Annotated in this window: 25 protein-coding genes; 9 read left to right on the top strand and 16 right to left on the bottom strand. The window is 69.6% G+C overall.

From position 1 onward, the window contains the following. Positions 1-27: 27 nt before the first annotated feature. The 4 genes from ACZ7OY_RS30480 to ACZ7OY_RS30465 all read left to right on the top strand — a co-directional run bounded on the left by ACZ7OY_RS30480 (position 28) and on the right by ACZ7OY_RS30465 (position 2413). On the top strand, positions 28-228 hold the full coding sequence (locus tag ACZ7OY_RS30480) for a hypothetical protein (protein WP_471914385.1): 201 nt from the start codon (positions 28-30) through the stop codon (positions 226-228). 101 nt (positions 229-329) lie between these two features. Next, positions 330-1115 (top strand): DUF4253 domain-containing protein, encoded by a 786-nt coding sequence (locus tag ACZ7OY_RS30475; protein ID WP_471914384.1) that lies wholly within the window; start codon positions 330-332, stop codon positions 1113-1115. A gap of 349 nt (positions 1116-1464) precedes the next feature. Further along, on the top strand, positions 1465-1830 hold the full coding sequence (locus ACZ7OY_RS30470; RefSeq protein WP_471914383.1) for a hypothetical protein: 366 nt from the start codon (positions 1465-1467) through the stop codon (positions 1828-1830). 19 nt (positions 1831-1849) lie between these two features. Beyond that, positions 1850-2413 carry a S1 RNA-binding domain-containing protein gene (locus ACZ7OY_RS30465; protein ID WP_471914382.1) on the top strand — a complete coding sequence of 188 codons (564 nt, stop codon included), beginning with the start codon at positions 1850-1852 and terminating at the stop codon, positions 2411-2413. 53 nt (positions 2414-2466) lie between these two features. Here the strand turns inward: ACZ7OY_RS30465 and ACZ7OY_RS30460 are convergent, their stop codons facing one another. The 4 genes from ACZ7OY_RS30460 to ACZ7OY_RS30445 all read right to left on the bottom strand — a co-directional run bounded on the left by ACZ7OY_RS30460 (position 2467) and on the right by ACZ7OY_RS30445 (position 7344). Next, positions 2467-2853: a cyclic-phosphate processing receiver domain-containing protein gene (locus ACZ7OY_RS30460; RefSeq protein WP_471914381.1), complete on the bottom strand. Its 387-nt coding sequence runs from the start codon at positions 2851-2853 to the stop codon at positions 2467-2469. Between the two features lie 242 nt (positions 2854-3095). Next, complete coding sequence (locus ACZ7OY_RS30455; protein ID WP_471914380.1) at positions 3096-4607, bottom strand: DUF4246 domain-containing protein; 1512 nt, start codon at positions 4605-4607, stop codon at positions 3096-3098. A 152-nt stretch (positions 4608-4759) separates the two neighbouring features. After that, positions 4760-6130, bottom strand: coding sequence for a COG1361 family protein (locus tag ACZ7OY_RS30450; RefSeq protein ID WP_471914379.1), 1371 nt, complete (start codon positions 6128-6130; stop codon positions 4760-4762). Positions 6131-6354: 224 nt separating this feature from the next. Beyond that, positions 6355-7344 carry an aldo/keto reductase gene (locus ACZ7OY_RS30445; protein WP_471914378.1) on the bottom strand — a complete coding sequence of 330 codons (990 nt, stop codon included), beginning with the start codon at positions 7342-7344 and terminating at the stop codon, positions 6355-6357. A gap of 294 nt (positions 7345-7638) precedes the next feature. Between ACZ7OY_RS30445 and ACZ7OY_RS30440 the strand changes: the two genes are divergently transcribed. Next, positions 7639-8436 (top strand): PIG-L deacetylase family protein, encoded by a 798-nt coding sequence (locus ACZ7OY_RS30440; protein WP_471914377.1) that lies wholly within the window; start codon positions 7639-7641, stop codon positions 8434-8436. A 52-nt stretch (positions 8437-8488) separates the two neighbouring features. On the opposite strand, the gene ACZ7OY_RS30435 is transcribed toward ACZ7OY_RS30440, so the two are convergent. Continuing rightward, positions 8489-9370 carry an AraC family transcriptional regulator gene (locus tag ACZ7OY_RS30435; RefSeq protein WP_471914376.1) on the bottom strand — a complete coding sequence of 294 codons (882 nt, stop codon included), beginning with the start codon at positions 9368-9370 and terminating at the stop codon, positions 8489-8491. Between the two features lie 160 nt (positions 9371-9530). Here ACZ7OY_RS30435 and ACZ7OY_RS30430 point away from each other — a divergent pair, with 160 nt between their 5' ends. After that, complete coding sequence (locus ACZ7OY_RS30430; protein WP_471914375.1) at positions 9531-10646, top strand: serine hydrolase domain-containing protein; 1116 nt, start codon at positions 9531-9533, stop codon at positions 10644-10646. 129 nt (positions 10647-10775) lie between these two features. Here the strand turns inward: ACZ7OY_RS30430 and ACZ7OY_RS30425 are convergent, their stop codons facing one another. Then, a complete protein-coding gene (locus ACZ7OY_RS30425; RefSeq protein WP_471914374.1) occupies positions 10776-11552 on the bottom strand; it encodes an endonuclease/exonuclease/phosphatase family protein in 777 nt (258 codons plus the stop codon). Between the two features lie 283 nt (positions 11553-11835). Here ACZ7OY_RS30425 and ACZ7OY_RS30420 point away from each other — a divergent pair, with 283 nt between their 5' ends. Then, the gene (locus tag ACZ7OY_RS30420) at positions 11836-13029 is read left to right on the top strand and encodes a cytochrome P450 (RefSeq protein WP_471914373.1); all 1194 of its coding nucleotides are present in this window, start codon (positions 11836-11838) and stop codon (positions 13027-13029) included. Between the two features lie 247 nt (positions 13030-13276). After that, complete coding sequence (locus ACZ7OY_RS30415) at positions 13277-14752, top strand: multicopper oxidase family protein (RefSeq protein ID WP_471914372.1); 1476 nt, start codon at positions 13277-13279, stop codon at positions 14750-14752. Between the two features lie 61 nt (positions 14753-14813). Here the strand turns inward: ACZ7OY_RS30415 and ACZ7OY_RS30410 are convergent, their stop codons facing one another. The 10 genes from ACZ7OY_RS30410 to ACZ7OY_RS30365 all read right to left on the bottom strand — a co-directional run bounded on the left by ACZ7OY_RS30410 (position 14814) and on the right by ACZ7OY_RS30365 (position 23606). Beyond that, positions 14814-15647 (bottom strand): class I SAM-dependent methyltransferase, encoded by an 834-nt coding sequence (locus tag ACZ7OY_RS30410; RefSeq protein WP_471914371.1) that lies wholly within the window; start codon positions 15645-15647, stop codon positions 14814-14816. Between the two features lie 121 nt (positions 15648-15768). Then, complete coding sequence (locus tag ACZ7OY_RS30405; protein ID WP_471914370.1) at positions 15769-16326, bottom strand: DoxX family protein; 558 nt, start codon at positions 16324-16326, stop codon at positions 15769-15771. 231 nt (positions 16327-16557) lie between these two features. Further along, positions 16558-17310 (bottom strand): helix-turn-helix transcriptional regulator, encoded by a 753-nt coding sequence (locus ACZ7OY_RS30400; protein ID WP_471914369.1) that lies wholly within the window; start codon positions 17308-17310, stop codon positions 16558-16560. Positions 17311-17535: 225 nt separating this feature from the next. Beyond that, positions 17536-19248 (bottom strand): caspase, EACC1-associated type, encoded by a 1713-nt coding sequence (locus ACZ7OY_RS30395; RefSeq protein ID WP_471914368.1) that lies wholly within the window; start codon positions 19246-19248, stop codon positions 17536-17538. After that, positions 19235-19636, bottom strand: coding sequence for an effector-associated constant component EACC1 (locus tag ACZ7OY_RS30390; RefSeq protein WP_471914367.1), 402 nt, complete (start codon positions 19634-19636; stop codon positions 19235-19237). Before ACZ7OY_RS30390 ends, ACZ7OY_RS30395 begins: the two co-directional genes overlap by 14 nt. Before the next feature lie 209 nt (positions 19637-19845). Beyond that, on the bottom strand, positions 19846-20505 hold the full coding sequence (locus ACZ7OY_RS30385) for a TetR/AcrR family transcriptional regulator (protein ID WP_471914366.1): 660 nt from the start codon (positions 20503-20505) through the stop codon (positions 19846-19848). 49 nt (positions 20506-20554) lie between these two features. Continuing rightward, on the bottom strand, positions 20555-20962 hold the full coding sequence (locus ACZ7OY_RS30380) for a DUF3224 domain-containing protein (RefSeq protein ID WP_471914365.1): 408 nt from the start codon (positions 20960-20962) through the stop codon (positions 20555-20557). Between the two features lie 58 nt (positions 20963-21020). Continuing rightward, the gene (locus tag ACZ7OY_RS30375) at positions 21021-22292 is read right to left on the bottom strand and encodes an MFS transporter (RefSeq protein ID WP_471914364.1); all 1272 of its coding nucleotides are present in this window, start codon (positions 22290-22292) and stop codon (positions 21021-21023) included. 126 nt (positions 22293-22418) lie between these two features. Then, complete coding sequence (locus ACZ7OY_RS30370; protein ID WP_471914363.1) at positions 22419-22940, bottom strand: hypothetical protein; 522 nt, start codon at positions 22938-22940, stop codon at positions 22419-22421. Positions 22941-23009: 69 nt separating this feature from the next. Next, positions 23010-23606 (bottom strand): HD domain-containing protein, encoded by a 597-nt coding sequence (locus ACZ7OY_RS30365; protein WP_471914362.1) that lies wholly within the window; start codon positions 23604-23606, stop codon positions 23010-23012. A gap of 153 nt (positions 23607-23759) precedes the next feature. Here ACZ7OY_RS30365 and ACZ7OY_RS30360 point away from each other — a divergent pair, with 153 nt between their 5' ends. After that, the gene (locus ACZ7OY_RS30360) at positions 23760-24377 is read left to right on the top strand and encodes a hypothetical protein (protein WP_471914361.1); all 618 of its coding nucleotides are present in this window, start codon (positions 23760-23762) and stop codon (positions 24375-24377) included. The last annotated feature ends 253 nt before the right edge of the window (positions 24378-24630 follow it).

Genomic DNA, 24630 nt, shown 5'->3' with positions numbered 1-24630 from the left:
CCTTCGGCAAGCGGCGGGCACGCAGAGATGCGCGCTCCGGCCGTCGACGACTTCCTGGAGCAACTGCGGTGCGTCGCGCGGATCCCGGCTTCCGACGACGACAACGACCTGATCACCGGCCTGCTCCTCGTCAGCCACGAGGTCGACGGCATGAGCGAGTGGCAGGTGCGCGACGGCGACGTGGTGATCCGATCGGCGAGCGAGACGTATCGCTACCTCGACGAATAAATCGACCGGGTCCGGTGGAACAAGTCGACCCGGCAGACGCGGCACCTCTTGAGGTCCTCCAGGGCGATGCGCTGTCGGTACCTCCATCTAGGGTGCGAGCCATGTCGTTCTCCCTGCCTGATGGTCTGCCTCCCGGTCGGTTCGTGGCTTGTGGTCCCGAACTCGTGTGGGTCTCCGACGAGTTCCCTGATGACGTCGAAAGGCTGTGGCCTCGGCTGCTGAGCGAGCAACCGGTACACGGTCTGGTTCCGCTCCTGTGCTCGCCCGGCGCTTTGGGAAGTCCGCTCGCCCTGGATCACATCGATGCCATCCGCCTGGAGGAGGTGCTGGCCACGGACTTCGCCGAGTACCGGCGCAGGCGGCTGCCCTTCTGGACCGACCCGACGCCCGAATCCGTGCCTGAGGGAATCGAGCCATGGCCGCATGATCCGGGGCCGCCGTTCGAACAGTGGCCGGGACTGGCACCGCAGGTGCCGGCGGTGTCCGCACCTCCGACTTCGGAGGCGGCCGCGGCACGCCTGCTGGACCGGCTCTTGGAGACGGGTCCGTTCGGGCTGGAGGAGTGCTGCTTGGTGCTCGTCCCTGCCCGTCGAAGCAGCGACGCCTTGGCATTGATCGGCTGGTCCGCCGAGGCACCACTCCCCCTGCTCTGTTCACTCCTGCGGAGCTGGGAGGACCGCTTCGGTGCACAGGTCGTCGCGGCCGTCGGCAGCGAGCTGCACGTATCGGTCGCGAGACCTCCCGCGGAAGCAGAGCACGCGAACTTGCTGGCCCTGGAACACGTGTTGTCGACCGCGGACAACATCGTCGACGACCCGCCCACGCCGTTCCCCGAGTACGCTGCGCGGCTCGTGGGGCGCACTTCCTGGTCGTTCTGGTGGGACTAGACCAGCGGCGCGCTGACGAGCAACAGTCATCCGACCGACGAAGGCGGTGGCCGTCCACTCGACCCAGCTGCCGCCGCATCGGCATCTGCGATACGCAAGTGCCCTTGCGGATCCAGAAGCTCGCAATGCCGGCAGCCTGGGCCAGACCGTTCACCCCCCTCACGTCCAGAAGGTTCGGGGAGCCAACCGGTCGCGTGACATCCCGCCGAAGCTGGTAGATCGGCTCATCGGTTTCTATGGATCCTCCTGATGCCGCCTCCAGTCTGCCTGCCGGCGGGACCGTCCGCTGCGAGTGTGCGAGCGGGGAATCTGCTGGTTCCCGACAATGCGCCGCCGATACGGTCATTCCATGTGCACCTACGCCTTCGTCCACTACAAGCTGCACTACGTGTGCGTGTCGTGCCGGATCAGCTTCAAACGGCATCCCAGCCAGGCCGGGCACGCATGCCCGCGCTGCACGGGGACACTGCAGTGCGCCGGCCATGACTTCGCGGCACCTCGGCGCAGCAACCGGAAGGCCTGGTCGGTGGTGGCGGTGGTCCTGGCTGCGGGGCTGCGGTACGAGGGCTTCGAGCCGTGCGGTTGCGGGCGCGAGCCGAAGTTCCGCCCCCGTACACGTGCCCAGGTCCGCGCACGCCGCGTCATCGCCGCGCGAACCGGCACCCCGCTCGCGGAACTGCTCGGCCGGGCCGACCCGTTGGAACAGACCCACTGACCCAGGAATGGAGATTGCGTTGCCGCTACAGGACGTCCGGACCGAGTACCCGGAACTCTGGGCATTCCTCAGCGGGCTTCGTCCAGGCGAGATCCTGACGGGCACGGTCTCGGCGATCGAGCGGTTCGGTGTCTTCGTCGCCCTGGACGACGGCCCCGAACACCCCGTCTTTCCCGGCGTCGGCTTCATCACCCATCCCGAGTTGTCCTGGCGCGATTTCGAGGCGGCGACCGACGTCGTTCAGATCGGGCAGCGGGTGTCGTGCGAGTTCCTGCAGTTCGACACATGGAACGGCGAAGCCCGCCTGTCATTGCGGGCGATGCAGCCGGACCCCTTCCGCCAGTTCACCGACGGCATCGTGGTGGGTCGACGACTGACCGGCAGGGTGACCAAACTGGTCCCCTTCGGCGCCTTCGTCGAGGTCGAGGACGGCGTTCAGGGCCTCGTCCACCTGTCCGAGCTCAGCCCGGTGCCGGTGGCGGTGCCGGAAGAGGTCGTACAGGTCGACGATCAGGTCGTGGTCGTCGTCACGGACATCGACAACGTACGACGCCGACTCTCACCGTCGCTACGACAAGCCTGACCGGCAGGCGCGCCACTTCGTATTCGGGCTCGCCTCGATGCCCTCTTCCCCGGCTAGGCCGTTGCCCGCCGGACACGGTAGTTCCAGCGGGCAAGGGACCGGACAACTGTTTCCGCCCCGATGGGGTTGGCGCTGTGAACGAAGACCGCTCCGATCCGGAAGGGGCGTCCGTTGAAGGCGGCTTCTTCCATGACGGTCACCACCGGCATGATGGTGTCCTCGCCTCCGAGATCGTGGTCGAGCCACAGCTCGTCAATGAAACTGTCGCGATGCTCTTCCAGGAGTTGAATGCCTTCGCGGCTGGTGCGGGCGATCCGTGTGGCCCAGGGAAGCGGTCGGAGATCGTCTATGCCGAGGACGACGGGCATGGGCGCGACGGGGGCGTCTTTCGCTGGATTTCTCTCCACGGATACGGGGCTGGCCGGCGTGGTCCTCGTCATGCGCAGACCGTACGCGGCAGGGGAGATCACATGCGAACGAATTGCCGCGGGCCCCACTCTGTGCTGTCCGGCATCGGTGAACCGGTCGCGGTCGGTGACCCGCGTCTGCAGACTTGGCCCCCGCGACCCGGCAGAACGAGCCGCCGGGGGTGCGTCGCTCCCCCGGTCGGCGTCGGTGTCGTCTGGTGACACCGCGCTGGTGTCAGTCCTGGCGCGCCGTGTCGTCCCGGCCGCGGAGAGATTCAGTGCTCGCAGAGGGAGAATTCTCGTTCGTAGAGCTGCTCGTTGTGTTCGTCGACGAAGAACTTGCGTTCCTGCATGAGCTGTTCGCGGTAGTTCCTGGCCTGTTCAAGCGTCATGGTCGAGGTGTCGGACCAGGGTTGCTGCGGTGGCACATCGGAAGTCGATACGATCTTTTCCGACGGGTCGACCAGGAAGAACGCGAGGATCTTGCGATATCCCGGGCGGGTGTCGTCCTGGAGGCGGAACGAACCGACGCGGTGTTGCAGGATGTTCGGGAACGCCAGGCAGCGGCCCGCCGGGGTCGAGGCCGATCCCAGTACCTGGTTCAGTGCGTCCAAGTCCTCCAGGCCATAGACCTCACGTACACCGTTGTCGTCACTCTGCTCGTAGTCCGGATCGTCGAGTGCCGTCCGGAAACTCAGCCGGCTTTCGGTGATGTTCTCGCTGTCCCAGTAGTAGATGCCGGTCGAGACGATCCGCTCGTTCAGCATCCCCTCGACATGCCAGGAACCGCCGGAGTACTCAGGCTTGTCCGGAGTGAGCTGGATCGTGGCGAGCTTGACGATGACCTGGAGACTGCGACCGCGCAGGTCGACCCGGGCGGATTCATCAGGCAGTTCGGGCGCGGTGAAGAGCGGGGCATCCGGGATGGTCGGGCGGCGGTTCTCCCACCATTCGTCCTGAGCCTCCTCCCAGACGCGCACGGCTTCCGCGTAGGCCTCCTGATCGCTGTAGGAGGACTTGTCCGGATACTCCGATTCCTGCGACTCGTACCACCCGTAAGGATCGGCCTCGATCCGCAGCGGCCGCGGATGGCGCAGATCGGTGAGGACGTTCTCCAGCAGCGGGCGCATTCGCGCGAACAAGTCCGGTAGGACGGAGGCCAGTTCGCGATGAGTGTCAGGGTGGACGTTGTTGACGTACGAGCGGAAGGCGACCTCGCCGTCCTCACTGACGTCGACGTCCGTGGGCAGCCACTGGAACTTCTCCGAGAACTCGTACTTCGAGTAGCGGCTCGTCGGGTTCTGCCAAGCCCGCTCGGGTGCGCCGCTCGCCTCTCTCACCAGGCAGAACAGTGAGGGATGAACCAGGTCCAGCACCTGGCCGTCGGAACCGGGGTGCCAGTCCCGTTCTGCCTCGGGGACCTCTTCCAGAACCCGAACAGCGTCGCGCAGCCGGGATCCGAGCTTGTCGTCGACCAGAGTGTCCGACTGCCACACCCCGTCGACGGCGGACACCTCGGCGCCGGTGTGTCCGTCCCGCAGCGCGGCGTAGTGCGCGAGCTCGGCAAGTACGTAACGAACCTGCGCCTCGGTGAGGCCCTGAGCGACGGCCTCTTGCGTCCACCTGGCGACGATGTCGGCGTCCTTCATCTTGTCGAACCACCCCGGCTTCGCCCGAATATGGGCGCTGCACTGCATCATCTGAAGTTCCCGCAGCGTTCGGGGCGTCGCGAAGGATATGGAACGGGAGGCTTGAAAGGGCAGCGGGAAAGCGGACAGGCCGGTCAATTCTCTCGATCCTCCGAGTCGGTGTGCGGTGGCTGAAAGAGTATTTCAGCCCACTGACACCGCCGCCGCGACGACGGACGCCGCCGGTCCGGGAGCCGAAGTTCCGGAGCAGGCGCTTGTACAGTTGCCGCTCCGGAACTCCCCTGGGTCGGTCAGTTGACCGTCAGAGCAGCCGTGTTGTTCGTGAGGTCCGGGTCGAAGTCGAAGGGGTGCTGGCCGAACTCGCCGTACGCGGGGTGGATGCTCACGGCACCGGTCGCGCCGGGCACCACGGTGTCGACGCGCACGGAGAACGCGAACGTCCGGTGGGTGTCCGCCAGCACCCAGTACGGCAGTTCGCAGTCGTAGCGCGGAGCGCCCGTCTGCTTCGGGTAGTAGCCGCCGGCGAGGGTGCGCGGGACGCAGTCGGACGGCACGCCGGTGACCGTGGTGCCCTGGGGCACGATCAGCCGGACCTCGGCGACCGGGTCGCCGGAGCCGAGGTTGCCGAGCCAGGCCGGGCCGTTGTTCCTGAAGGTGAGCTCGGCCGTGGCCGTGGTGCCCGCCGCGCCGGAGATGGCGTCACCGGTCACGGAGAAGTCCGCGGTGTTCGCCGCGTCGATCTGAAGGACCGTGTAGTCGTTCCGGGAGTCGATGTCCTGGGCGCCGCCGGCCGGCTCGACGTCGATGTCGAGCCGCTCGCGCAGCGCGTGCGGGGCGAGTCGCACCGTCAGCGGCTCGGGCAGTTCGAAGGAGTCGCCCGGCGCTAGCACCTGGTCGAACGTGCAGTCCGCCTTGTTCGACGGTGCGTAGTCGGTGCCGTCCGTCGTGCTGTAGGTGCAGGCGTCGTACCGGGTCAGGTCCGTCAGGCCGTACGAGGCGTACAGCTGGACGGTGAACCCGTTCGCGCTCTCGTCGCCGTTGTTGGTGATCTTCAGCGGGATCGTCCGCCGGTCGCCGGGCCGGCCGTCCTCGATGTCGGCGACGGGGGCGATGGCGAGGTCGGGCCCGGCGCCGACGGTGAGCGTGGTGTCGAAGCTGTCGTGCGGCACGGTGAGCGTGCCGTCGGGGCCGCCGGTGGCCGTCGCCTCGTAGGTGATCCTGCCCCGTGCGCCGACTGCGGCGCCGTCGGCCGCGCGCACCTTCAGCACCACCTGGTCCTCGTAGTCGGCCCCCAGACCGGGTACCACGGGAACGTCGCACACCGCGGTCGTGCCGCTCGGCGTGCAGTTGTCGGGCCAGGTCACCTCGGCGACCCCGGTGAGGCCGGAGATGTCGACGGTGAGCCTGCCGTCGGTCACCGTGAAGTTCTGGTTGTCGTGGTAGAGGCCGACGCCGAGCGTGCGGGACTGCGGCTGAGCGCCGTCGGTGCCGAGCGGCAGCGTCTGCTCGTACGGCTCGTGGATCCACAACTGGTCGCTCTGCGGCGGGTCGTCGTCGGCGAACGCGGGCGCGGCGAGGCCGGCCGTCAGCAGACCGGCCGCCACCGCCAGGGCGGCGGCGGATCTGCGGCGTAACGGGCTTCCACCGGAGAACAAGGTCATTGCTACCCCCAAGGGTGTGATGACGTGACTGATGCGCCGACGTATCCGGCGCATCAGCATGATCATCACATGACAGGGCAGCCCATCGCGCCCCGGTTTTCCGGCCCTGCAGGTGAACACCTGGCCTCCCGTCCCAGGCCTGGTCCACAAGCTCCATGTCCCGTGCCGGAACAACGAGTTGATCAGTGGATCAAGCGACGGTCACCTGATCTGCCGCAGGGTTCTCAGCGGTTGACGGATCGCATGCCTGCCTCGTCGTAGCGCTCACCCGACACCTCGGGCAGCTCCGCATCGATACGGGCCAGGTCCTTCTTGGTCAGTTCGATGTCGACCGCGGCGGCGTTCTGCTCCAGGTAGGTGCGGCGCTTGGTGCCCGGGATCGGCACCAGGTGCTCGCCCTGGGCCAGCACCCAGGCGATGGCCAGCTGGGCCGGGGACACTTCCTTCTCGGCGGCGATCTCCTTCACCTTCGCCGCGAGCCGCAGGTTCGCCTCCAGGTTGGCGTCCTGGAAGCGCGGGTTCTGGCGGCGCCAGTCGTTGGCGTCGAGCTCGTCCGGCGAGCTGAACCGGCCGGCGAGGAAGCCGCGGCCGAGCGGCGAGTACGGCACGAAGCCGATGCCCAGCTCACGGCAGGCGGGCAGCACCTCCGCCTCCACGTCCCGTGACCACAGCGAGTACTCGCTCTGCACCGCGGTGACCGGGTGCACGGCGTGCGCGCGCCGGATGGTATCCGCGCTCGCCTCGCTCAGGCCGATGTACCGCACCTTGCCCTCGGTGACCAGCTCGCCCAGCGCCCCGACCGTCTCCTCGATCGGTACGTTCGGGTCGACCCGGTGCTGGTAGTACAGGTCGATGTGGTCGGTCCCCAGACGCTGCAGGGAGCCGTGGACCGAGCTGCGGACATGCTCGGCGGATCCGTCCTGCGGGCCGACCGTGCTGATGTCGCCGGGTACGGCGTCGTCCATCCGGTAGTTGAACTTCGTCGCGATCACGTACGCGTCGCGGTGCCCCCGGATCGCCTCGCCGACGAGCGACTCGTTGGTCAGCGGCCCGTACATCTGCGCGGTGTCGAGGAAGTTCACCCCGACGTCGAGAGCACGCCGGATGGTCGCGATCCCCTCCTCCTGGTCCGCGGACCCGTAGAAGGCGGACATGCCCATGCATCCCAAGCCGATGGCCGATACCTCAAGGTCCCGCAGACTGCGCTTGCGCATGACGTCTCCCAGCTTTGTTCCGCACACTCGTTCATCGTTCACGCGACCGCGCGCAGCGCCTCGTCCAGCGCGGCTTCCACAAGCGGGTATCCCGTCCGGGACGCGTGGTCACAGGCTTCGTGCGCCGCGGTCACTGCGACGCTACGACCTGAAGCGCACTCCAACGCAACCCGACGCTCTGACCGAACCCGCCCATGACCCTGGTACCGACCTTGCGCGCCTAGGGCCTGTCCGGCCAGGCGTGCCCCTGCCTTCCCCGCGTTCCGCCCACGGTGAGATAAGAGGTTCCCGCTCATGACGACCTCCGCTTCCGCGACCGCAGCCCGCTGTCCTTCGCTGCTCGGAGTCTTCGCCCACCCCGACGACGAGAGCCTGCTCGCGGGCGGTGTGCTCGCCCAGCATGCCGCCGGCGGCGCCCGCACGGCCGTCGTCACCGCGACCTGGGCCGGAAACACCGCGCGTGCCGCCGAACTCGACGCGGCCCTGACGGTTCTGGGCGCGGGCGAGCCGCGCATGCTCGGACACGGCGACGCCCGCAACGAGTCCTCGGCTCCCGGTCGGCCCCGCTGGTGCGACGTGAACCTGGCTGAGGCCGTCGCCCAGGTCGTCGCGCACATCAGGCGGTTCCGTCCCGATGTCGTCGTCACGCATGACGCGCTCGGCCAGCTCACCGGCCACCCGGATCACCGTCGTACCCACCGAGTGGCTGTGCTCGCCGTGGAGGCTGCCGGGAACGGCCGGCTTCACCCCGAGGCGGGCGAGCCCTGGCAGACCGGCGCGCTCTACGCGGCCACCCACCCGCACTCCGGGACCGGCGACCTCGGGCCGCTGCTGAGCGGCGTCGGAAAGACGCTGCACAGCGTGCCGGACGAGGACGTGACCGCAGTCGTGGACGTGACGCCATGGGTGGTGCAGAAGTGGGCCGCGATCTCCTCACACACCAGCCAGCTCCGGGGCGAGCGAGCCCTGCCTGCGCTGCTGTCCCGCCTCGATGAGGCAACGCGCATCCGGATCCTGGCCACCGAATACTTCACCCGCATCAGCCCCGGCGCCGGCCCCGCTCACACCGTCCATCGCAGGCTGACAGCCTGATCCCCCGCGCCTCGACACGCGCAACCATGCTCCTGGGGTCAGGTGCCGGAGTTCACGGCCCGGCGCTTGCGATGCCTCGCTCGACCGGGATCCACAGCTGGGAGTCGGTCTCCGTACCGATCTGCACCGGCTGCGTCCGCAGGAGTTCGGGACCCGGCCGGCTCACGTACAGGCTGGAAGGGAACCACTGCGTGAACACGTCTCGCCACAGCTCCTGGAGAGCGCTGGGGTAGGGCCCGTGGTTGTCGAAGACCGCCCATGTCCCGGCCGGCACATCGAGGGCGTCGAGCTCATCGGCGGCCGTCCCCGAACCGGTGACCACGCCGATCCAGTAGTCCGCCTCGGCACCCTCGTCCCGGCTGTCGGTCAGGTACACGGCCGCCGACAGGATCCCCGCCGGCTCCTGCTGGTCGAGCTCCTTCATCCGTACGATCGCCCGCTCGTCCAGGCTCTTCAAGTGCGCCGTGGCGGCCGCGTTGATCCCCTCGGGCACGAGCGGAACCCGGGCCTTCCTGCCGACGACCCGGAACGCCTCCTTCTCCACGATGCGGTACCGCATGGTCGTACTGCCTTCGACGACGACGCGGAAGGACATGCGTGGCTGCGCCGTGAGCACCGCGCCCGTGCGCCGGGCCTCGCCCGGACCGACGCCGTGCACCGACCGGAAGGCCCGGGCGAACGCCTCGCCCGAGCCGTACCCGTAGCGCACCGCGATGTCGAGCAGAGTCGGTTCCCCGGCCAGTACGTCGGCCCCGGCCAGGGTCATGCGTCGGCGCCGTACGTAGACGGGGAGCGGCATTCCGGCGAGTGCGGAGAACAGTCGCCGGAAGTGGTACTCCGACACCGCGGCGATCCTGGCCACCTCGGCGATGTCGACCTCGCCGTCGAGGCAGGCCTCCAGGTGGTCCAGCGCCTGATTCAGCCGTTCCAGCACGCCTGTCCGTCCTTCGGCTGTCGTGACGCACGCCCCTCGACCTGCGGAGGGCCGTCAGGCCGCCGTACCGGGGCAGCGGAGATTGTCCGCGTCCCGCCCGACCGAACGCGTGCGGGAATGGTCGGGCAGGAGGACTTGGGAGCACCTGAGGCTTATGCCCATGACTGATGTTAAGGGATTCTGTGATCCCCGGTTCGCCGCAGTCCGTGAGGCACTTGCGGCTCTGCTCGGCAAGGACGACGTGGGCGCCTCGGCGGCCGTCTATCTCGACGGCGAGCCGGTGGCGGACCTCTGGGGCGGGTACGCCGACGCGGACCGGTCCGTCGGCTGGGAACGCGACACCCTCGTCGGTGTGAACTCGACGACCAAGAACATGATCGCCCTGTGCGCGCTGATTCTGGCCGACCGGGGCGAGCTCGACCTGTCCGCGCCGGTCGCCGCCTACTGGCCCGAGTTCGCCGCGGCCGGCAAGGAGAAGGTGCTGGTACGGCACGTGCTGTCGCACACCGCGGGGCTCCCGGACCTGTCCGGGCCGACGGCGGTCGAGGAGCTCTACGACTGGGAGAGCGTGACGGCAGGGCTGGCCGCCCAGGTGCCCGAATGGGAGCCGGGAACGGCGGCCGGCTATCACGCGCTCACCTTCGGCTTCCTCTTGGGTGAGATCGTCCGCCGCATCACCGGCCGCGGTGTCGGCGAGTTCTTCGCCGAAGAGGTGGCAGAGCCGCTGGGCGCGGATTTCCACCTCGGGATCTCCGCCGGTCACGACCACCGCGTGGCACCGCTCATCCCGCCACCGTCACTGACCGACGACTACGTTGCCGGCGCACCGTCCGGACCGGACGGCACTCGCCGGGAGAACACCGGTGTCGCGATCCGGGTCAAGGACGCCAACTCCATGGCGTGGCGCCGTGCGCGGATCCCTGCGGTGAACGGCTTCGGCAACGCTCGCTCCATCGCCCTGGTCCAGTCGGTACTGGCGAACCGGGGTTCGGCCGGCGGCGTGCGGCTGCTGTCCCCTCAGGGGTGCGAGCCGGCGTGGCAGGAGGTGTTCCGCGGCGAGGACCGCGTGCTGCGGACGCCGATGGCCTGGACGATGGGCTTCGGCAAGTTCGGCACCGCCTTCGGCTGGGGCGGCTGGGGCGGCTCGCTGGTGGTGAGCGACCCCGGCTCACGCATGACGGTCGCCTACGCCATGAACCGGATGATCGACCGGGACCGGCAGGAGGACAACCGCGGCATGGAGATCGTGATGGCCGCCTACAGCGGCCTGCACTGACAGCGCATCCAGGGGCGGCCTGGGCCCGCTGAGGCTCCCCTCCCGTCACTCAGTACCGGACGGGAGGGGAACCCCTGCCGGTCGCACGCTCACACCGGTGGCCTGCACGGCCGGCGGCCGGTGTCCGTGTCACTTCGACCGGATCAGCTGCGCACGCACGCCGTAGTGGTCGGACAGGTAGGCCTGGCGGCCGTCGTCCAGTGTCACCCGGTCCTGGAACACGAGGTCCGCGCCGCCGGTCAGCGTCTCCCCGGCCGCGGCCCGGACCAGTACGTGGTCCAAGGCCGGTGGCGACGGCCACTGAGGTGTCGGCCGGTAGGTCGGACGCGTGTCGCCGGCGAGGACGTCGCGCAGCCCCGCTGTGGCGACGAAGTCGGCGAGCACCGCCGAGTCGCGCGGGAGGTTGAGATCACCGGCCACGGCCACGGGCAGGTCCGGTCCCATGGCCGCGATCAGCCCGGTGAGCCGGGCCAGTTCGGCAGCGGCGATCCGCGTGTACCGGTTCGTGGGAGACCAGTCGTCGTCGCGGTTGGCCGACAAGTGGGTGTTCACGACCACCAGTTCACCGTCCGGGGTGGCAACGGACGCCAGCAGCGCACCCTTGCGCATGAGGAGTTCGCCGCGCACCGGGCCCGTCGTCGGGTACCGCACGAACCGCCATCGGCTGATCGGCCATCGCGACAGCAGCACCAGGCCGCCCTTGAGCAGAACCGTGCCCGAGTAGGCGAAGTGCCGGTACGCGGGAGCGGCACGGCAGATCAGCCGGGCGTTGCGGCGGAACATGACCTCCTGCAGACAGACGACGTCGTAGTCGGACCGGCCCAGAGCCGCGCCGAGGGCCCTCAGCCGGGCCGGGACATCGCCGGTGAAGAGGGTGTTCATGGTCAGCAGTCGCAGGGCCGTCACGAATGTGCCGCCTTCCGTCCGGGGCCTGCCGGGCCGTGCGGGGAGCCCGGGCCGCTCAAGGCGTCGATCGTACTGTCGCCCCTGCCGCCGAGAGACCCGAGGCCGTGGCGGGGCGCCGCCGCGAGCGCGAAGTCGGTGGCACTGCCGCGCAGTTGGAGAGCCCTTGGCGGCCAAGGGACTGGCGGTGGGGCCGGTCGTCCTGAAGTCTGGCCGCACATGCCTGACAGCGGACTCCTCCCGGCCTCCCGGCAGGAGTACGACACGACGACGGAGGCTGCATCCGATGGACCGAGTCGACGACGACGCACGGAAGATCCGCCGGGATCCCACCGGACCCGGCTGCCCGGTCGGCCGCGGGGACGACGGCACGTGGCAGGTACGCGGCTACGCGGCGGCGCGTGCCGTGCTGCGCAGCACCGACACCGTGCAGGCAGGTCTGGGCATCGAGACCGTCGAGAAGCTGCCCGCCCGGATCCGGCGGCCCGTGCTGTACCGCGACGGGCCCGAACACCGGGAACACCGCCGTCAGACCGCCCGCTACTTCACGCCCCGCCACGTGGACGAGCACTACCGGGAACTCACCGAACGCGTCACGCAGAAGCACCTGAGCACTCTGCGGACCGAAGGCGAGGCTCAGCTGGAGGATCTCACCTTCGGCGTCTCGATCGATGTGGCGTGCGGGGTGATCGGCCTGACCCACAGCAGACCCGGCATTCAGGGCCGCCTGGAGCGCTTCTTCCCCGAGAAGTTCGGCAAGCCCGGATTCACCAGTCTGCACGGGATCTACTGGCTGTTCCGCCAGAACACCAACTGGCTGCGGATCTACTTCGCCGACGTCCGCCCGGCCGTCCGCGCCCACCACGCACGGCCCGCCGACAACCTGATCTCCCACCTGATCGCGGAAGGCTGCTCGAACCCCGAGATCCTCGGCGAGTGCCTCACCTACGCCGCTGCCGGAATGATCACCACCCGCGAGTTCATCTCCGTCGCCGCCTGGCATCTGTTCACCGACGCCGCCCTGCGCGAGCGCTACACGAACGGCGACGAGACCGAACGCCTGGCGGTGATCCACGAGATCCTGCGTCTGGAACCCGTGGTCGCCCGGCTGAGCCGGCGGACCACCGGCGCGCTCGACGTGCCGGGCGCCGACGGCCCGGTCACCGTGCCCGCCGGCGCGCTCGTCGACATCTTCGTGGACGAGGCCAACACCGACCCCGAGGCCGTGGGGGCCACTCCCACGGCGGTCTGCCCCGGCCGGCCGACGACGACCGGGCGGTACGCGGCCGCCCTGTCCTTCGGCGACGGACCGCACCGCTGTCCCGGTGCGGACATCGCCCTGATGGAGACCAACGTCTTCCTCGGCCACCTCTTCGCCCTCGAGGGCATCCGCATGCTCACACCGCCGCGCGTCACGTTCCAGGACGAGATCGGGGGCTATGTGATCCGCGGACTGCGCGTGGCCGTCGACCGGGGGTGATGCCCCGCCGTCGGCACTGTGCCGCGACCGGAGGGGTGCACCGGCCGGTCCTCGCGGCCGGCGCACCGGGGCCCCGTCGACGCGGCGCGCGTCCGGTGCGAGAACGCGCGTCGCGTCCCGGGGGCTCGTTCAAGAAGGTGACGCCCGCACCGATCCCTCGGGTCGTGACCGATCCCGCCGGACTCCGGAATGCATGATGGCAGCCCACGGCCGCCCGTCTTCCGCCCTTCGCGGGGCAGGGGAGTTCATGTTGTCCGCACACGCCCGTCGCACCCGCACCGCCATCGGATCCGCACTCGCCGTGCTCGCCCTGGCGGCAGGGTGCACCGCACCGCGTACCGAGGCGACCGCACTCGGCCGTTCCCAGCCTGCTTCCGTTCCCGTGCCGAGCGTGTCCCCGTCGCCTGCCCTCACCGCGCGGGCGACGGAGGACCTGCGTGATCCCCCGCAGGTCGTGAGCCGCGACGGGCTGCTCAAGACGCGGATCGTCGTCGAGCGCAGGAAGGTGCGTCTGGCAGGCCGCGAGCTGTGGGCCCTGACGTACAACGGGATGTACATGCCGCCCACGCTGCGCCTGCGGCCGGGGGACCGGATGGAGGTCTCCTTCGAGAACAGGCTCGGCCAGCAGACGAATCTGCACGTACACGGCATGCACGTCTCCCCCGCCGGCGATTCGGACAACATCTTTCTCACGGTCGAACCGGGCAAGTCGTTCACCTACAGGTACGCCTTCCCCAAGAGCCTGGAACCGGGAACGTACTGGTACCACCCGCACCCGCACACGCTCTCCGCCGGCCAGACCGCGGGGGGCATGGCCGGCCTGATCGTGGTCGACGGTCTCGACAGATATCTGCCCGCGGCGCTGCGCGGGATCACGGAACGCGTCGTCGCGCTCAAGGACTTCCAGCTCGTGGGTGACGAGGTCAAGACCGCGAACCTGAAGATCGGCGCTCCCACGACACGTACCGTCAACGGGCAGCTCGACCCGCGGATCCGGATCAGGCCCGGCGAGACCCAGCTGTGGCGCCTGGCGAACATCGGGGCCAACATCTTCTACAAGGTGCAGCTGCCGGGCACCAGGTTCCACATCGTCGCCCAGGACGGCTACCCGGTGAACCGGGTCTACTCCGTCGACTCGCTGGTCATCCCGGCCGGTGCCCGCTACGACGTGCTCGTCCAGGGCCCGAAGGCCGGAGTGTCCGAGCTGCGGACCCTGCCGTACAACACCGGCAAGGCCGGCAACCAGTTCCCCCTGGCGACCCTGGCCACGGTCCGCTCCGAAGGCGAACCGATGCGGCCCGCGACCCTGCCCACCTCCTTCGCCCCGGTGGACGATCTCGGCAAGGAGTCCATTGCCGGACGCAAGACGGTCGTCTTCACGGAGAACAAGGCGGGCACGGTCTTCTACATCAACCACAAGCTGTTCGACCATCACCGCGTCGACTTCCGGGCCAAGCTCAACACCGTCGAAGAGTGGACGATCAAGAACGACAGCGACGAGGTCCACTCGTTCCACGTCCACACCAACGACTTCCAGGTGATGAGCATCAACGGCAAGCCGCAGACCAACTACGGCCTGCAGGACACCGTCGACGTACCGCCGCGCGGGATCATGGTGCTGCGGATCCGATTCCTCGACTATCCCGGCAAGACGGTCATGCACTGCCACATCCTCAACCACGAGGACGCGGGGATGATGGCCGTGCTCCAGATCGAGAAGTGACCGCGGCCCGCGTCGGGACTCCCGGCGGTGTGCCGGTGGCCGTGTCACCTGGCGCGCGTGTCTACGCTGCGGTCCGGTGGGCCGTGACCATCAGGTACTCCCAGTCCATGGCGCCGTCGGTGAGGTGCCGCGCGGCCAGGTCGTCGAGGGCCGCGTCGAGTGCTGCCACCCGCTCGGGCTCCCCGGAGACGAAGCCGTAGGCGGCGACGGTCGGCCCGTAGCAGGCTTTGAAGAACTCCCGGAACTCCTGCGGCCGCGCGAACCGGTCCACGCGCAACCGCTGCCGGCGGGCATCGACGTCGGTGACCCGGTCCCCCAGCAGGGAGTACACGTGCTCCGGGTCGCCCCACAGGGGTGGCGGCTGGGCGCCGGGCGGCGGCGGGGGAACGAAGGGGCGCATCGCTGCGAACATCTGTCCGATGAACCCCTCCGGGGTCCAGTTGATCAGGCCGATGGTGCCGCCCGGTCGGCAGACCCGGACCAGTTCGTCGGCCGCCCGCTGGTGGTGCGGAGCGAACATGACGCCGACACACGACATCACCGTGTCGAACTCCCCGTCCGCGAACGGCAGGGACTCCGCGTCCGCCTCCCGCCAGTCCACCCTGGCGCCGCGCACCGCGGCGAGGTGGCGTCCGACCTCCAGGAGCTCGGGCGTGAGGTCGCAGGCGACGACGTCGGCGCCGAGGAGGGCGGCGGGGATGGCCGCGTTCCCGGAGCCGGCCGCGACGTCCAGGACACTGTCGCCCTGCCCGACGCCGCACTCCCGCACCAGCTCACCACCCAGATCATGGATGACGTGCGACGCCACGGAGGCGTAGTCGCCCAGCGCCCACATCGCACGGTGCTTCGCCTTCAGCAGATGGTCGGCACGGGCCGCGTCGCTCGCCTCGGTCATCGAATGCCTCCGGTTTCCTGCCCTTGCAGCCGGTTCCTCACATTCTGGGTTCTACCCTGCCCACCGCGCCGCGGACGGATACGCCACGGCCGCCACGAGACGATCACCTTCGGGTGGCTGCTCACAGACTCAGTGTGATCGCGGCGGCCACGCCGCCGAGGCCGAGGGCGAAGGCTGCCTCCTTCCAGCCGCCCGCGCCCCACGGCAGGAAGCGGTCGGCGGCCAGTCGGCCAGGACCGATGGCAGCGATCGCGAGGGCGACGACGGTGATGCAGACGCTGTATTCCACACCGCCTTCCGTCTCCCACAGGCCGTGTGCGCCGGTGACCGTGGCCATCGCATTGATCATGACGCCGATCAGGGCGGCTGCCGCCAGCGGCGTCAGCAGGCCGAGGGCGAGTCCCAGCCCTCCCAGGAGCTCGGACAGTCCGCCGATCACGGCGAAGAGTTTGCCGGGGTGGTAGCCCAGGGCCTCGAATGCCTTGCCGGTCGCGGTCAGGCCCTGGCCCCCGAAGAGTCCGAAGACCTTCTGAGCCCCGTGAGCGGCCATGAGGAGGCCGAAGGTGAGTCGGATGAGCAGCAGGCCGCAGTCGGCGGCGGTCACCACGGAGGCGGTGGTGGGATGCGGTGGCGACGGTGTGGAACCAGCAGGACGGTTCACTGTGCGTTTGGTCGACATGGGAAGGCTCCGGTCGGAACGCCTCAACGGGCTTCCCCCCAGTTCGGGCTTGGGCCGAGCACGACAGCTCGGGCTTGGGCCGAGCACGATGGTGCGTGCGGATGGGCCCCGCAGGCATTCGCAGTGCACGCCCCCTTTTGCCGACGATCCTCGTGCCGGACCGGCGTCGCATGTCGGGGCGGCGGCATGTGTCGCGGCGGCGGCCCGCGGGGGCGGCCGGCCGCCCTCACGTCAGCGGTCCTGGTCCACCTGGTCATCGTGATCGTTCTCGCTCGGGCCGAGCCGTACGCAGCACTCCCCCGGCTCCGGCGCGAGGACGGCCTGGATGCCGTTGACCTCCAGGCCGTCCAGACAGCCGCTGAGGAAAGCGTGGTTCATCCCGCACACCAGGTCCGGAGCTTTCGCGGCCAGGGGGCGGAAGGGGCAGTTGCGCAGCCGCAGCCGGGTGGAGGCCTCCCGGACGGGTTCGTAGCCGTACCGGTCCAGCAGGTGCTCGCACACGGTCAGTCCACGCTCGGGGCCCAGGCGGCCCGGGCGGGTCTCCTCCCGTGCCGCCTCGCCCACCTGTCGGCCGCGCTGCCGCGCGGTCCGCATGGCCGCCTGCGTGGCGGTTTCGTCGGCGCCCTCGGTCAGGACGGCGTCCAGAAGCAGGTCCGCCAGGAGTTCGTGGCGGCGGTCCGGGATGCTCACGGTGATCTGGGCGTCGGTGGCCTCGTACATCTTGGGCTGTCTGCCGACCTTGCGGATCCCGCCGGGCGTCGCGTAGTGCGCGCGCAGCAGCCCGGCCTCTACGAGCTTGTCGAGGTGGAATGCGGCGAGCTTGCGGGAGATGCCGATGCTGGCGGCAGCCTCGTCCCGGGTGACGGCCCGGCGCGCCCGCCGGATGAAGGAGAACAGGCGTCGGCGCGAGTCCTCACCGAGGACGCTGACGGCGTCGAGGGCACGGTCGGCCGCGTCGGACCGCGCGCCCGAGTCGGAAACCACACCACCACGATAACTCCCATTCACATGGACACAAGCGTTCCTCACTCCCTCGTGGACTGCGTATCTCGACGTCCACCTCGAATATCACCAAGCCCTATTGGTGAAATTACGGTTCGCCGACGACGACCCGGGTACGGGCGGTGAGCTTCCTGCCGTCGGTGGTGGTGTACGTGATCCGCAGGACGCCCGAGTCGCCCGCCACGCCGCCGGCGACCTCGGACGATTTCAGGGCCGGCCGCGCAAGAGATTCGCGGTGTGGGCGATGTCCGCCAAGCCCCGGCCCCCGTCGCGGGCCTGCTTGCGGAAGGCGGTCGCGTCACTCTCGACGCTGTCCCTGGTGGGCAGGCACAACAGGCTGAAGAACCAGACCAGTCCCGACTGCTCCTTGTCGCTCAGCGTGCCCCACTCACCGCGTATCCCGCCACAGGCTTCGGCGAGCGCGTTGACGCAGAAGGCCAGGGCCAGGTTCTGGTCACCGCCCCAGTGGTCGCGCATCCACTGCCCGAAGTTGCTCTGGACTGTCGCTACGACATCGGGGCCGGCCTGACCTGCGAGGATCCTGGCGACCAGTGCTCCCTGCTCGTTCGCTCGATTGCTGAACACGACTGACTCCCCTTTCTCTCGGTCCTGGTGGTGCGCGGAATGGCCGGCTTCTTTGAACTTGCCGGCGTTCTTCAACGGACCGAGGCCGCGGGCCAGTCGGTCCTCAAGTCCGGTCAGGGCCTTGCGGGCCGCCCAGTTCCGCTCGTCGCGAGCGGCCTCCCGGTACCAGGCCAGCGCCTCCGGCCAGTTGCCCAGGTGGTCCTCGTAGGCGAGCCCGAGGAAGTAGGCGCCGTGGGAGCTGCCGAGCCGGGCCGCCCGGGTGTACCAGTGCATGGCACCGTCGATGTCCGGGGCGGTGGTCCCACCGGGGAGCGTGACCCCGAGGCGCTCCTGGGTGCGCCCTTCGAGGATCATGCCCAGGCGGGTCATCGCCTCCGGATGTCCGGCCTCGGCGGCGGCCCGGTACATCGACTCGAGGCGCGGCAGGCTCGCCGCCTCGGCGTCCCCTTCGAGTTCGAGTGCGAGGGCGGCCCGGAAGAGCTCCTCCACGTCCTGGTGAGCCGGACCGGTCCCGATGCCCTGTTCGCCGGGTGTGTGGTCCTGGTCAGTCGGAGGTCGGCGGGCCGAGCCCCGGGCGATGACGAATCGCCCGGCGTGGTGGCGGACGGACTGGGTGGGCCGGGGCTTGCCGTCGCGGACCAGTGCCGCCGAGGCGGTCGCGAAGGCGGCTTCGAGGGAGACTCCGTGCGGGTGGCCGACGGCACCCGTCTCGATCGCGTCGACCAGGTAGCGGGTGAAGTGGGTCTGCGGACGGCCGCTCGTCGAGTCCGGTTCGTACCACGCGGTGCGGTAGGCGTCGGTCGCGGTCAGCGTGATGGTCCCGGAGCAGTGGGTCAGCTCGGTGATGGCGGGCGCGGACAGCGTGTGCCTGGGCAGGGTGGCCTGGCCCGAGAAACAGCAGTCGAGGATGACCACCTTGGTGACGGCCTCGGATTCCTCCAGGGCCTCCCGGATGTCGGAGAACCGCAGCCCGGTGGTCTTCTGGGCGGATCCGCTCAACGGGGATTCGGCGAGTGCCAGGCAGAGTTCGTCCCCGTAGAGACGGCCGTGGCCCACGAAGTAGAACAGAGCCAGGTCCGTGGCGTCCTCGAACCACCGCATGAGGTCGTCGGGCAAGTTGTTGCGCCGCCGCGGATTGCGGACGACCTGGAGCCGGTCCGCCGGGCTGCCCGAGGACCGTGGCCAGCCGCAGAGGGGGCCCTGGAGCAGACCGGTCATCCGGTCGAGGCTGTTCCTGGTGGCCGAGGCCACGGGGGGCAGATGCTCGTAGTCCCACACGCCGACGAGAACCGCCCGTGAGCGTGCGTAGTCGTACAACGGCTCAGGAACTGTCACGGAGCAGCCGTTCGAGGATCTCCAGTGCCCGGTCCGTGTTCTCCAGCTCGATCTCGACCTGCTTGCCGTCGGCGGTGATCTGCACCCTGAGGTTCGAGCGGCGCGAGCGCAGGAAGTCGGGCAGGGTCTTCACCGCCGCGGCCAGCGCGCCGCTGCCTGCGAGCACGGCCAGCACGTCGGCGGTGCCGAGCTCGCCAGGGGCCGGCGACGTGGGATTGACGCGCACGGTGATCCCGTCCTGTGCGCGTAACCAGTCTCGAAGTCCCCAGAGTTGTGTCGGATCGGAAAGTGTCAGTTCGAGCGTCCGAGGTGATTCTGCTGTCTCATGTGCCACTGGTTTCCCCCGGCCCCTCGATCCGTCCGTGCGCCTGCTCTTGCGCCTGCGCATGCTCCGATCGCCGCTCTTCCGGGCGGAGTTCACCGAGCCTGGGCCCTACAGGGACGACCGGTACCAGAACCGGTATGACCGTTGCGCTGTGCATGTGTCGCCTCCGCGCTCGGGGGTCCGGACGTCGGTGCTTCCGGCAGCGTAGCGGTTTCGTCCACGCAAAGGAACACGGATGTCTGTTAGGAATGCGGGAGGCGTGACGCGGCCGGTCAGGCGCGCGGGCCGAGCAGACCGGCGTCCCACAGTCGGCGTACGTACTGGTTCAACTCGACTCCAGCCGAGTCGAGTTGGCCTTGGTCGCCGTCGGCCACCGCCGAGGTCGCCAGGGCGGTGGTGGCAGCGAGGATCATCCGGCAGAGGAGCCGGCCCTCCGTGTCCTCGACCCCGAGGGTCTGCGCGACCAGGTCCACCACGGTGTCGTACAAGGGCGCCCGTACGGGCAGCACGCCGGGACCGGCCGCGAACGCCTCCACCAGGCAGAGCCGGGCTCTGGGCCAGTCGGCTGCCAGGGTGCGGAGGTAGGCGTCGACCAGCCGCCCGAACCGGTGCGGCGGGCCGCCGTCGGCACCTGCCGAGGGCTCGCTCTCGGCAGCGGCGAGCCGCTCGAGCACTTGGGCCAGCAGGTTCTCCCCGGCCGCCTGGTAGGCCGCAGCGAAGCAGTCCGCCTTGGACGTGAAGTAGCGGTAGAACGTCTGCCGGGACACCCCCGCCCGCCTGATGACGTCCTCGACGGTGGCGGCGGCGTACCCCCGCTCGGTCAGTACCTGCGCCAACGCCGTGTACACGCGCTCCCGTTGCAGCGATTCCACCTCGTCGACCGGCAGGGCGCTCATGCCCCGGGGAAGCTTGCGGCGCGGTGTCGTCGTCATGGACGCAGGTTAGGGCCTGTCCGGCGGATCAGGCCGCACCGGAGGCCGGCTACCGGCCGAGCTCGTAGTCGAGCCAGATCCGATGGGTGCCGTCTGCATCGACGGCGATGCCGCCGGTCCCGGTGATCCCGGCCAAGGCGCCCGTTCCGCTGGCCGGCACGATGACGAAGAACTCTCCCTCCCTGCCCTCGCCCCGAGTCGTCGCGGAATGCGCGAAGTTGAAGGCACCGGCCTGCCCGTGGAGCGTCCCCTCGAAGGACTCCATAGCGACATATGTCCCCGTCGCGCTGGACTGGTCGTACGCGGCGGTGAACAAGGTCGCGGATCGTCCGGCGATCTCGCCCGCGTACTGCTTGTCCATCGTGGCGACGCCGACGGGCAGCGCCGTCCCGATCGCGGGGCTCGGTACCGGAGCCGGGGTGAAGTCGGCAACCTTGAACGTTCCTGAGGCTCGCATGCTCGGATCGTATGCCGCACCACTGACATCGCCACCGGACAATCCGAGTTCGCGGTGCTCAGTTGCGGTACGCGGTGACTGCGACGGCGGGCAGGAGGGCGAGGGCGAGGATGCCTGCGGTCAGGGCGAGGGCGGGGTAGCCGGTGGCGGCCACCATGATGCCGGAGGCCATGCCCCCGGTCGCGCCCGCGATGGCGATGGAGACGTCGACCAGGCCCTGGGTCTTGGCGCGGGTCGCGAGCGGGACGGTGTCGGTGATGATGGCGGTACCGGCCACCAGCCCGAGGTTCCAGCCCAGGCCGAGCAGGGCGAGCGCGAGGGCGAGCAGGGCGACGGAGTCGCCGGGGGCCGCGGCGGCGAGGATGCCGGCGGCGAGGAGGGTGATGCCGGAGGCGGCGGCGATCTTCACACGGCCGTAGCGGTCGACGAGCCGGCCGGTGAGCGGGGAAGGCAGGTACATGGCGCCGATGTGCACGGCGATGACAAGGCCGGAGGCGGCGGTTCCGTGGCCGTGGTCGTGCATGTGGACCGGCGTCATCGTCATGATCGCGACCATGACGAGCTGGGTGAGGATCATGACCAGCGCGCCGAGGACGACGCCTCCGCGGGCCTCGTCCGTACCTGCCGGGTCGGCGTCGGCGGCGGTCCGGGCGGCTGCCGCGTCGGCCTCCTTGGCCCGGGCGAGGCTGCGGGCCATGAGCAGCGGGTCGGGTCGCAGCCATACGGCGAGGACGACGGCGGCGAGGGCGTAGGCGGCGCCGGAGAGGATGAAGGGTCCGGCGAGGTGGGGGATGCCGATGCGTTCGGCGAAGGTGCCGGCGGGAGCGGCGAGGTTGGGGCCGGCGACGCCGCCGAGGGTGGTGGTGACCAGGACGGTGGAGACCGCGCGGGCACGGTGTCCGGGGGCGGCGAGGTCGGCCCCGGCGTAGCGGGCCTGGAGGTTGGTGGCGGTGCCCGCGCCGTAGACCAACAGGGAGAGGAACAGCAGCGCCGGGTTGTCCAGGACGGCGGCGACGATGACGCCTGCCGAGCCGATCGCCCCGGCGAGGTACCCCGCCGCGAGTCCGGGGCGGCGACCGCGGGCCTGGGAGATGCGGCCGACGGTGACGGCGGTGAGGGCGGAGCCTGTGGTCATCAGGGCGCTGGGCAGCCCGGCGAGGTTCGTGGACCCCAGCATGTCCTGGGCCAGGAGGGCTCCGACGGTGACACCGGCGGCGAGCCCGGCCCCGCTGAGGACCTGGGAGGCGACCAGGACCCGCAGGATGCGGCGCTGGGCGAGGGCGGCATCGGGTATGCGGGCCGTCGTGTCGGCGGGTGCGATATCGGTCATGCTTCTCTTCCGGCGGAGGGCTGACGGTGGTGGGGCAGCGATTTGGGGGACGGCCGCCGGCGGGTGGCCGCCGCCCTCACCCGCGTACGGGGCGCTCCTGACAGCTGCTGTGCTGCTCGGGCGACGTCACTGCGCGGCAGGGGCGTCGTAGTCGTCGGGAAGCGGGCTGTGCCGTTCGGCGAGAGGGCCGACGCCGAGATCTTCGCGCATGAGCCTGCGCATCCTGGCCGCTGCTTCGCCGCGTGCCTCCCAGCGGGCGCGATCCTCCGGACTGCTGACCGCACTTCCGTCGACGTAGCCGTCGCAGATGCGTCGCAGGCAGTGGAACACGCTGTTGGAGGCCTTGACGACGGGTTCCGGCGCGATGAGCCACATCCGTTCCGAGGCGGTGCCCATGCCTGAATCCCGAAAGGCTTCACGCAGCGCCAGCGCCCGCTCGCCGTCGGACGGGTACTCCCGCTCGGCCAAGGCCCGCAGCGTCTCCCCGAGGGTCTTCACGGTGGTGGTGTACTGCGTGTAGATGTCCAGCCGCAGCCGCAGAGCCTCTTTGACGTCCTCGTGCTTCCACCGATTCCGATCGGCGATGAGCGTCGCGCCGATGCCGATCGCAGCACCGGCCAGGGTGGAGAGCAGTGGCAACCAGTCCATGCGGGCCAGCTTGGGCCATCCCGCACCAACGGCACCAGATGGGCTGTGCGAACAAGAACGAGAGCACCCTCAGACGAGGGCGTGTTGATGTGCTGCGGCCAAGTCGGTCAGGTCCGGTTCACCGAACTCCGCGCGCAGGCAGGCGAACGCGGACAGCTTGTCTCCGCCGAAGCGGGCGATATACCTGGCGTACGAGTCCGCGGAAAGGAACTTCGGCGGATCGGACTTGCTGTGGAATTTGTCGGCGTACATCACCAGTCGCTCTTCGCCGGTCACGGCCACGTAGTCCGCGACCGGCAGTGGCAGACCTTGGCTTTCCACGTCGTACTTCGTCAGTCCGACTCCTGTGTGGCACGAACAGAACCGACAGAGTTCCTCCGAGAACCCTTCTTCGGCCAGGATCTCGTGACCCATCAGGCCGTGACGCAGATAGTCGGCTTCGTCGATTCTTCCGGTTTCGTCGATGAGCCGATAGACGCCGATGTCATGGAGCAGGCATCCGGCACGTACAAGATCTGCGTCGAGGTCGCGCCCTGCCGTCGCGATCAGCTTCTCCGCGATGGACCAGACGATCTCGCAGTGCGTGAAGACCAGGTCGAACGCATCGCTGCCGGGTGCGTACTTTTCGTGCAACGCGCGGATTTCGGCGGGACTTGGAGGCTGCATCGCTCAATCCTAGGGGCTTTCGTCGCGATCACCGGGCGGACCACAGGCCAATGCCTGGGCTACGGCTCCGGCTACGAGTCCGCAGTGGGCCTATTTGCTTTGCCTCGCCGTTCCACCGCCGCGTAGGGTCGCCGCGTCCCAGGAGGTGAGGTCGTGACCACATACGGCACGATTCTGATTCCCGTACCGCTCGAACGGGCGGCTCCCGTCCTGCGCGAGGTCTGCGCGGCGGGCTACGCGATTCCCGCCGGGCCGGGATTCTGTCTCGTCCATCCGGACCGGTCCGTCGACGACAACGGAGTCTTCGCGCTCGCCGGGCCGGTCAGCGCCGAATTGGGCGTCCCGGTGCTGGCCGCCTTCCAGTACGACGGCGGCCAGCTCGAGTTGGAGATCTGGCGCGACGGAGTGCGCGACCACCGTTACGACTCCTGGCCGGTCCGGGACGACGCGGACCCCCGCGACGAGCCCCTGGGTGCCGACCCCGCCGCGTTCCTGGACTTCGCCGCCGGGCCCGTGGACCTCCACCGCCTGGCCTCCGCGCTCGCGGACACCCCGATCGACGCGGAGGACATGGACGTCGACGGCGAACCGGGCTACGTCTGGGCCCAGGCCCTGCACTGGGACGTGCTGCGCGCGCTCGGCCACCCTGCCCAGGTGACCCGTCGCGCGCAGTGGGACTACTTCCACATGCGCGGCGCGCCGCGGGCTCTCGCGGAGGTGCTGGGCAGCACCGAACTCATCGCTCTGGGCACGGCCGACCGCCCGTTCTGAGGGCCCCGGCGGGCGTCCATGTGACAAGGATGTCGCCAACTCCGTTGCGGACAAAACGAGATCGCGGACCGCCCGGCCTTGAAGGCAGGCGCTGTCGCCCTGGGCGGAGAGTCACCGCGGTCCCCACGCCGTCGGTGGCACCCGAAGGGAGCATCCGCCGGGACGGACGAATGCCCCGCCCGGTGTCCTGACCACCGGTGAAGGCAAGTCCGCAGGTGGGCGATAGGGTCACCCGCGTGCGGTCCCGGCGAAG

It is taken from the genome of Streptomyces sp. NPDC107559 (assembly GCF_055657365.1).
The sequence above is the reverse complement of the archived record's forward strand: the minus strand, read 5'-3'. Positions and strand labels throughout refer to the sequence as shown.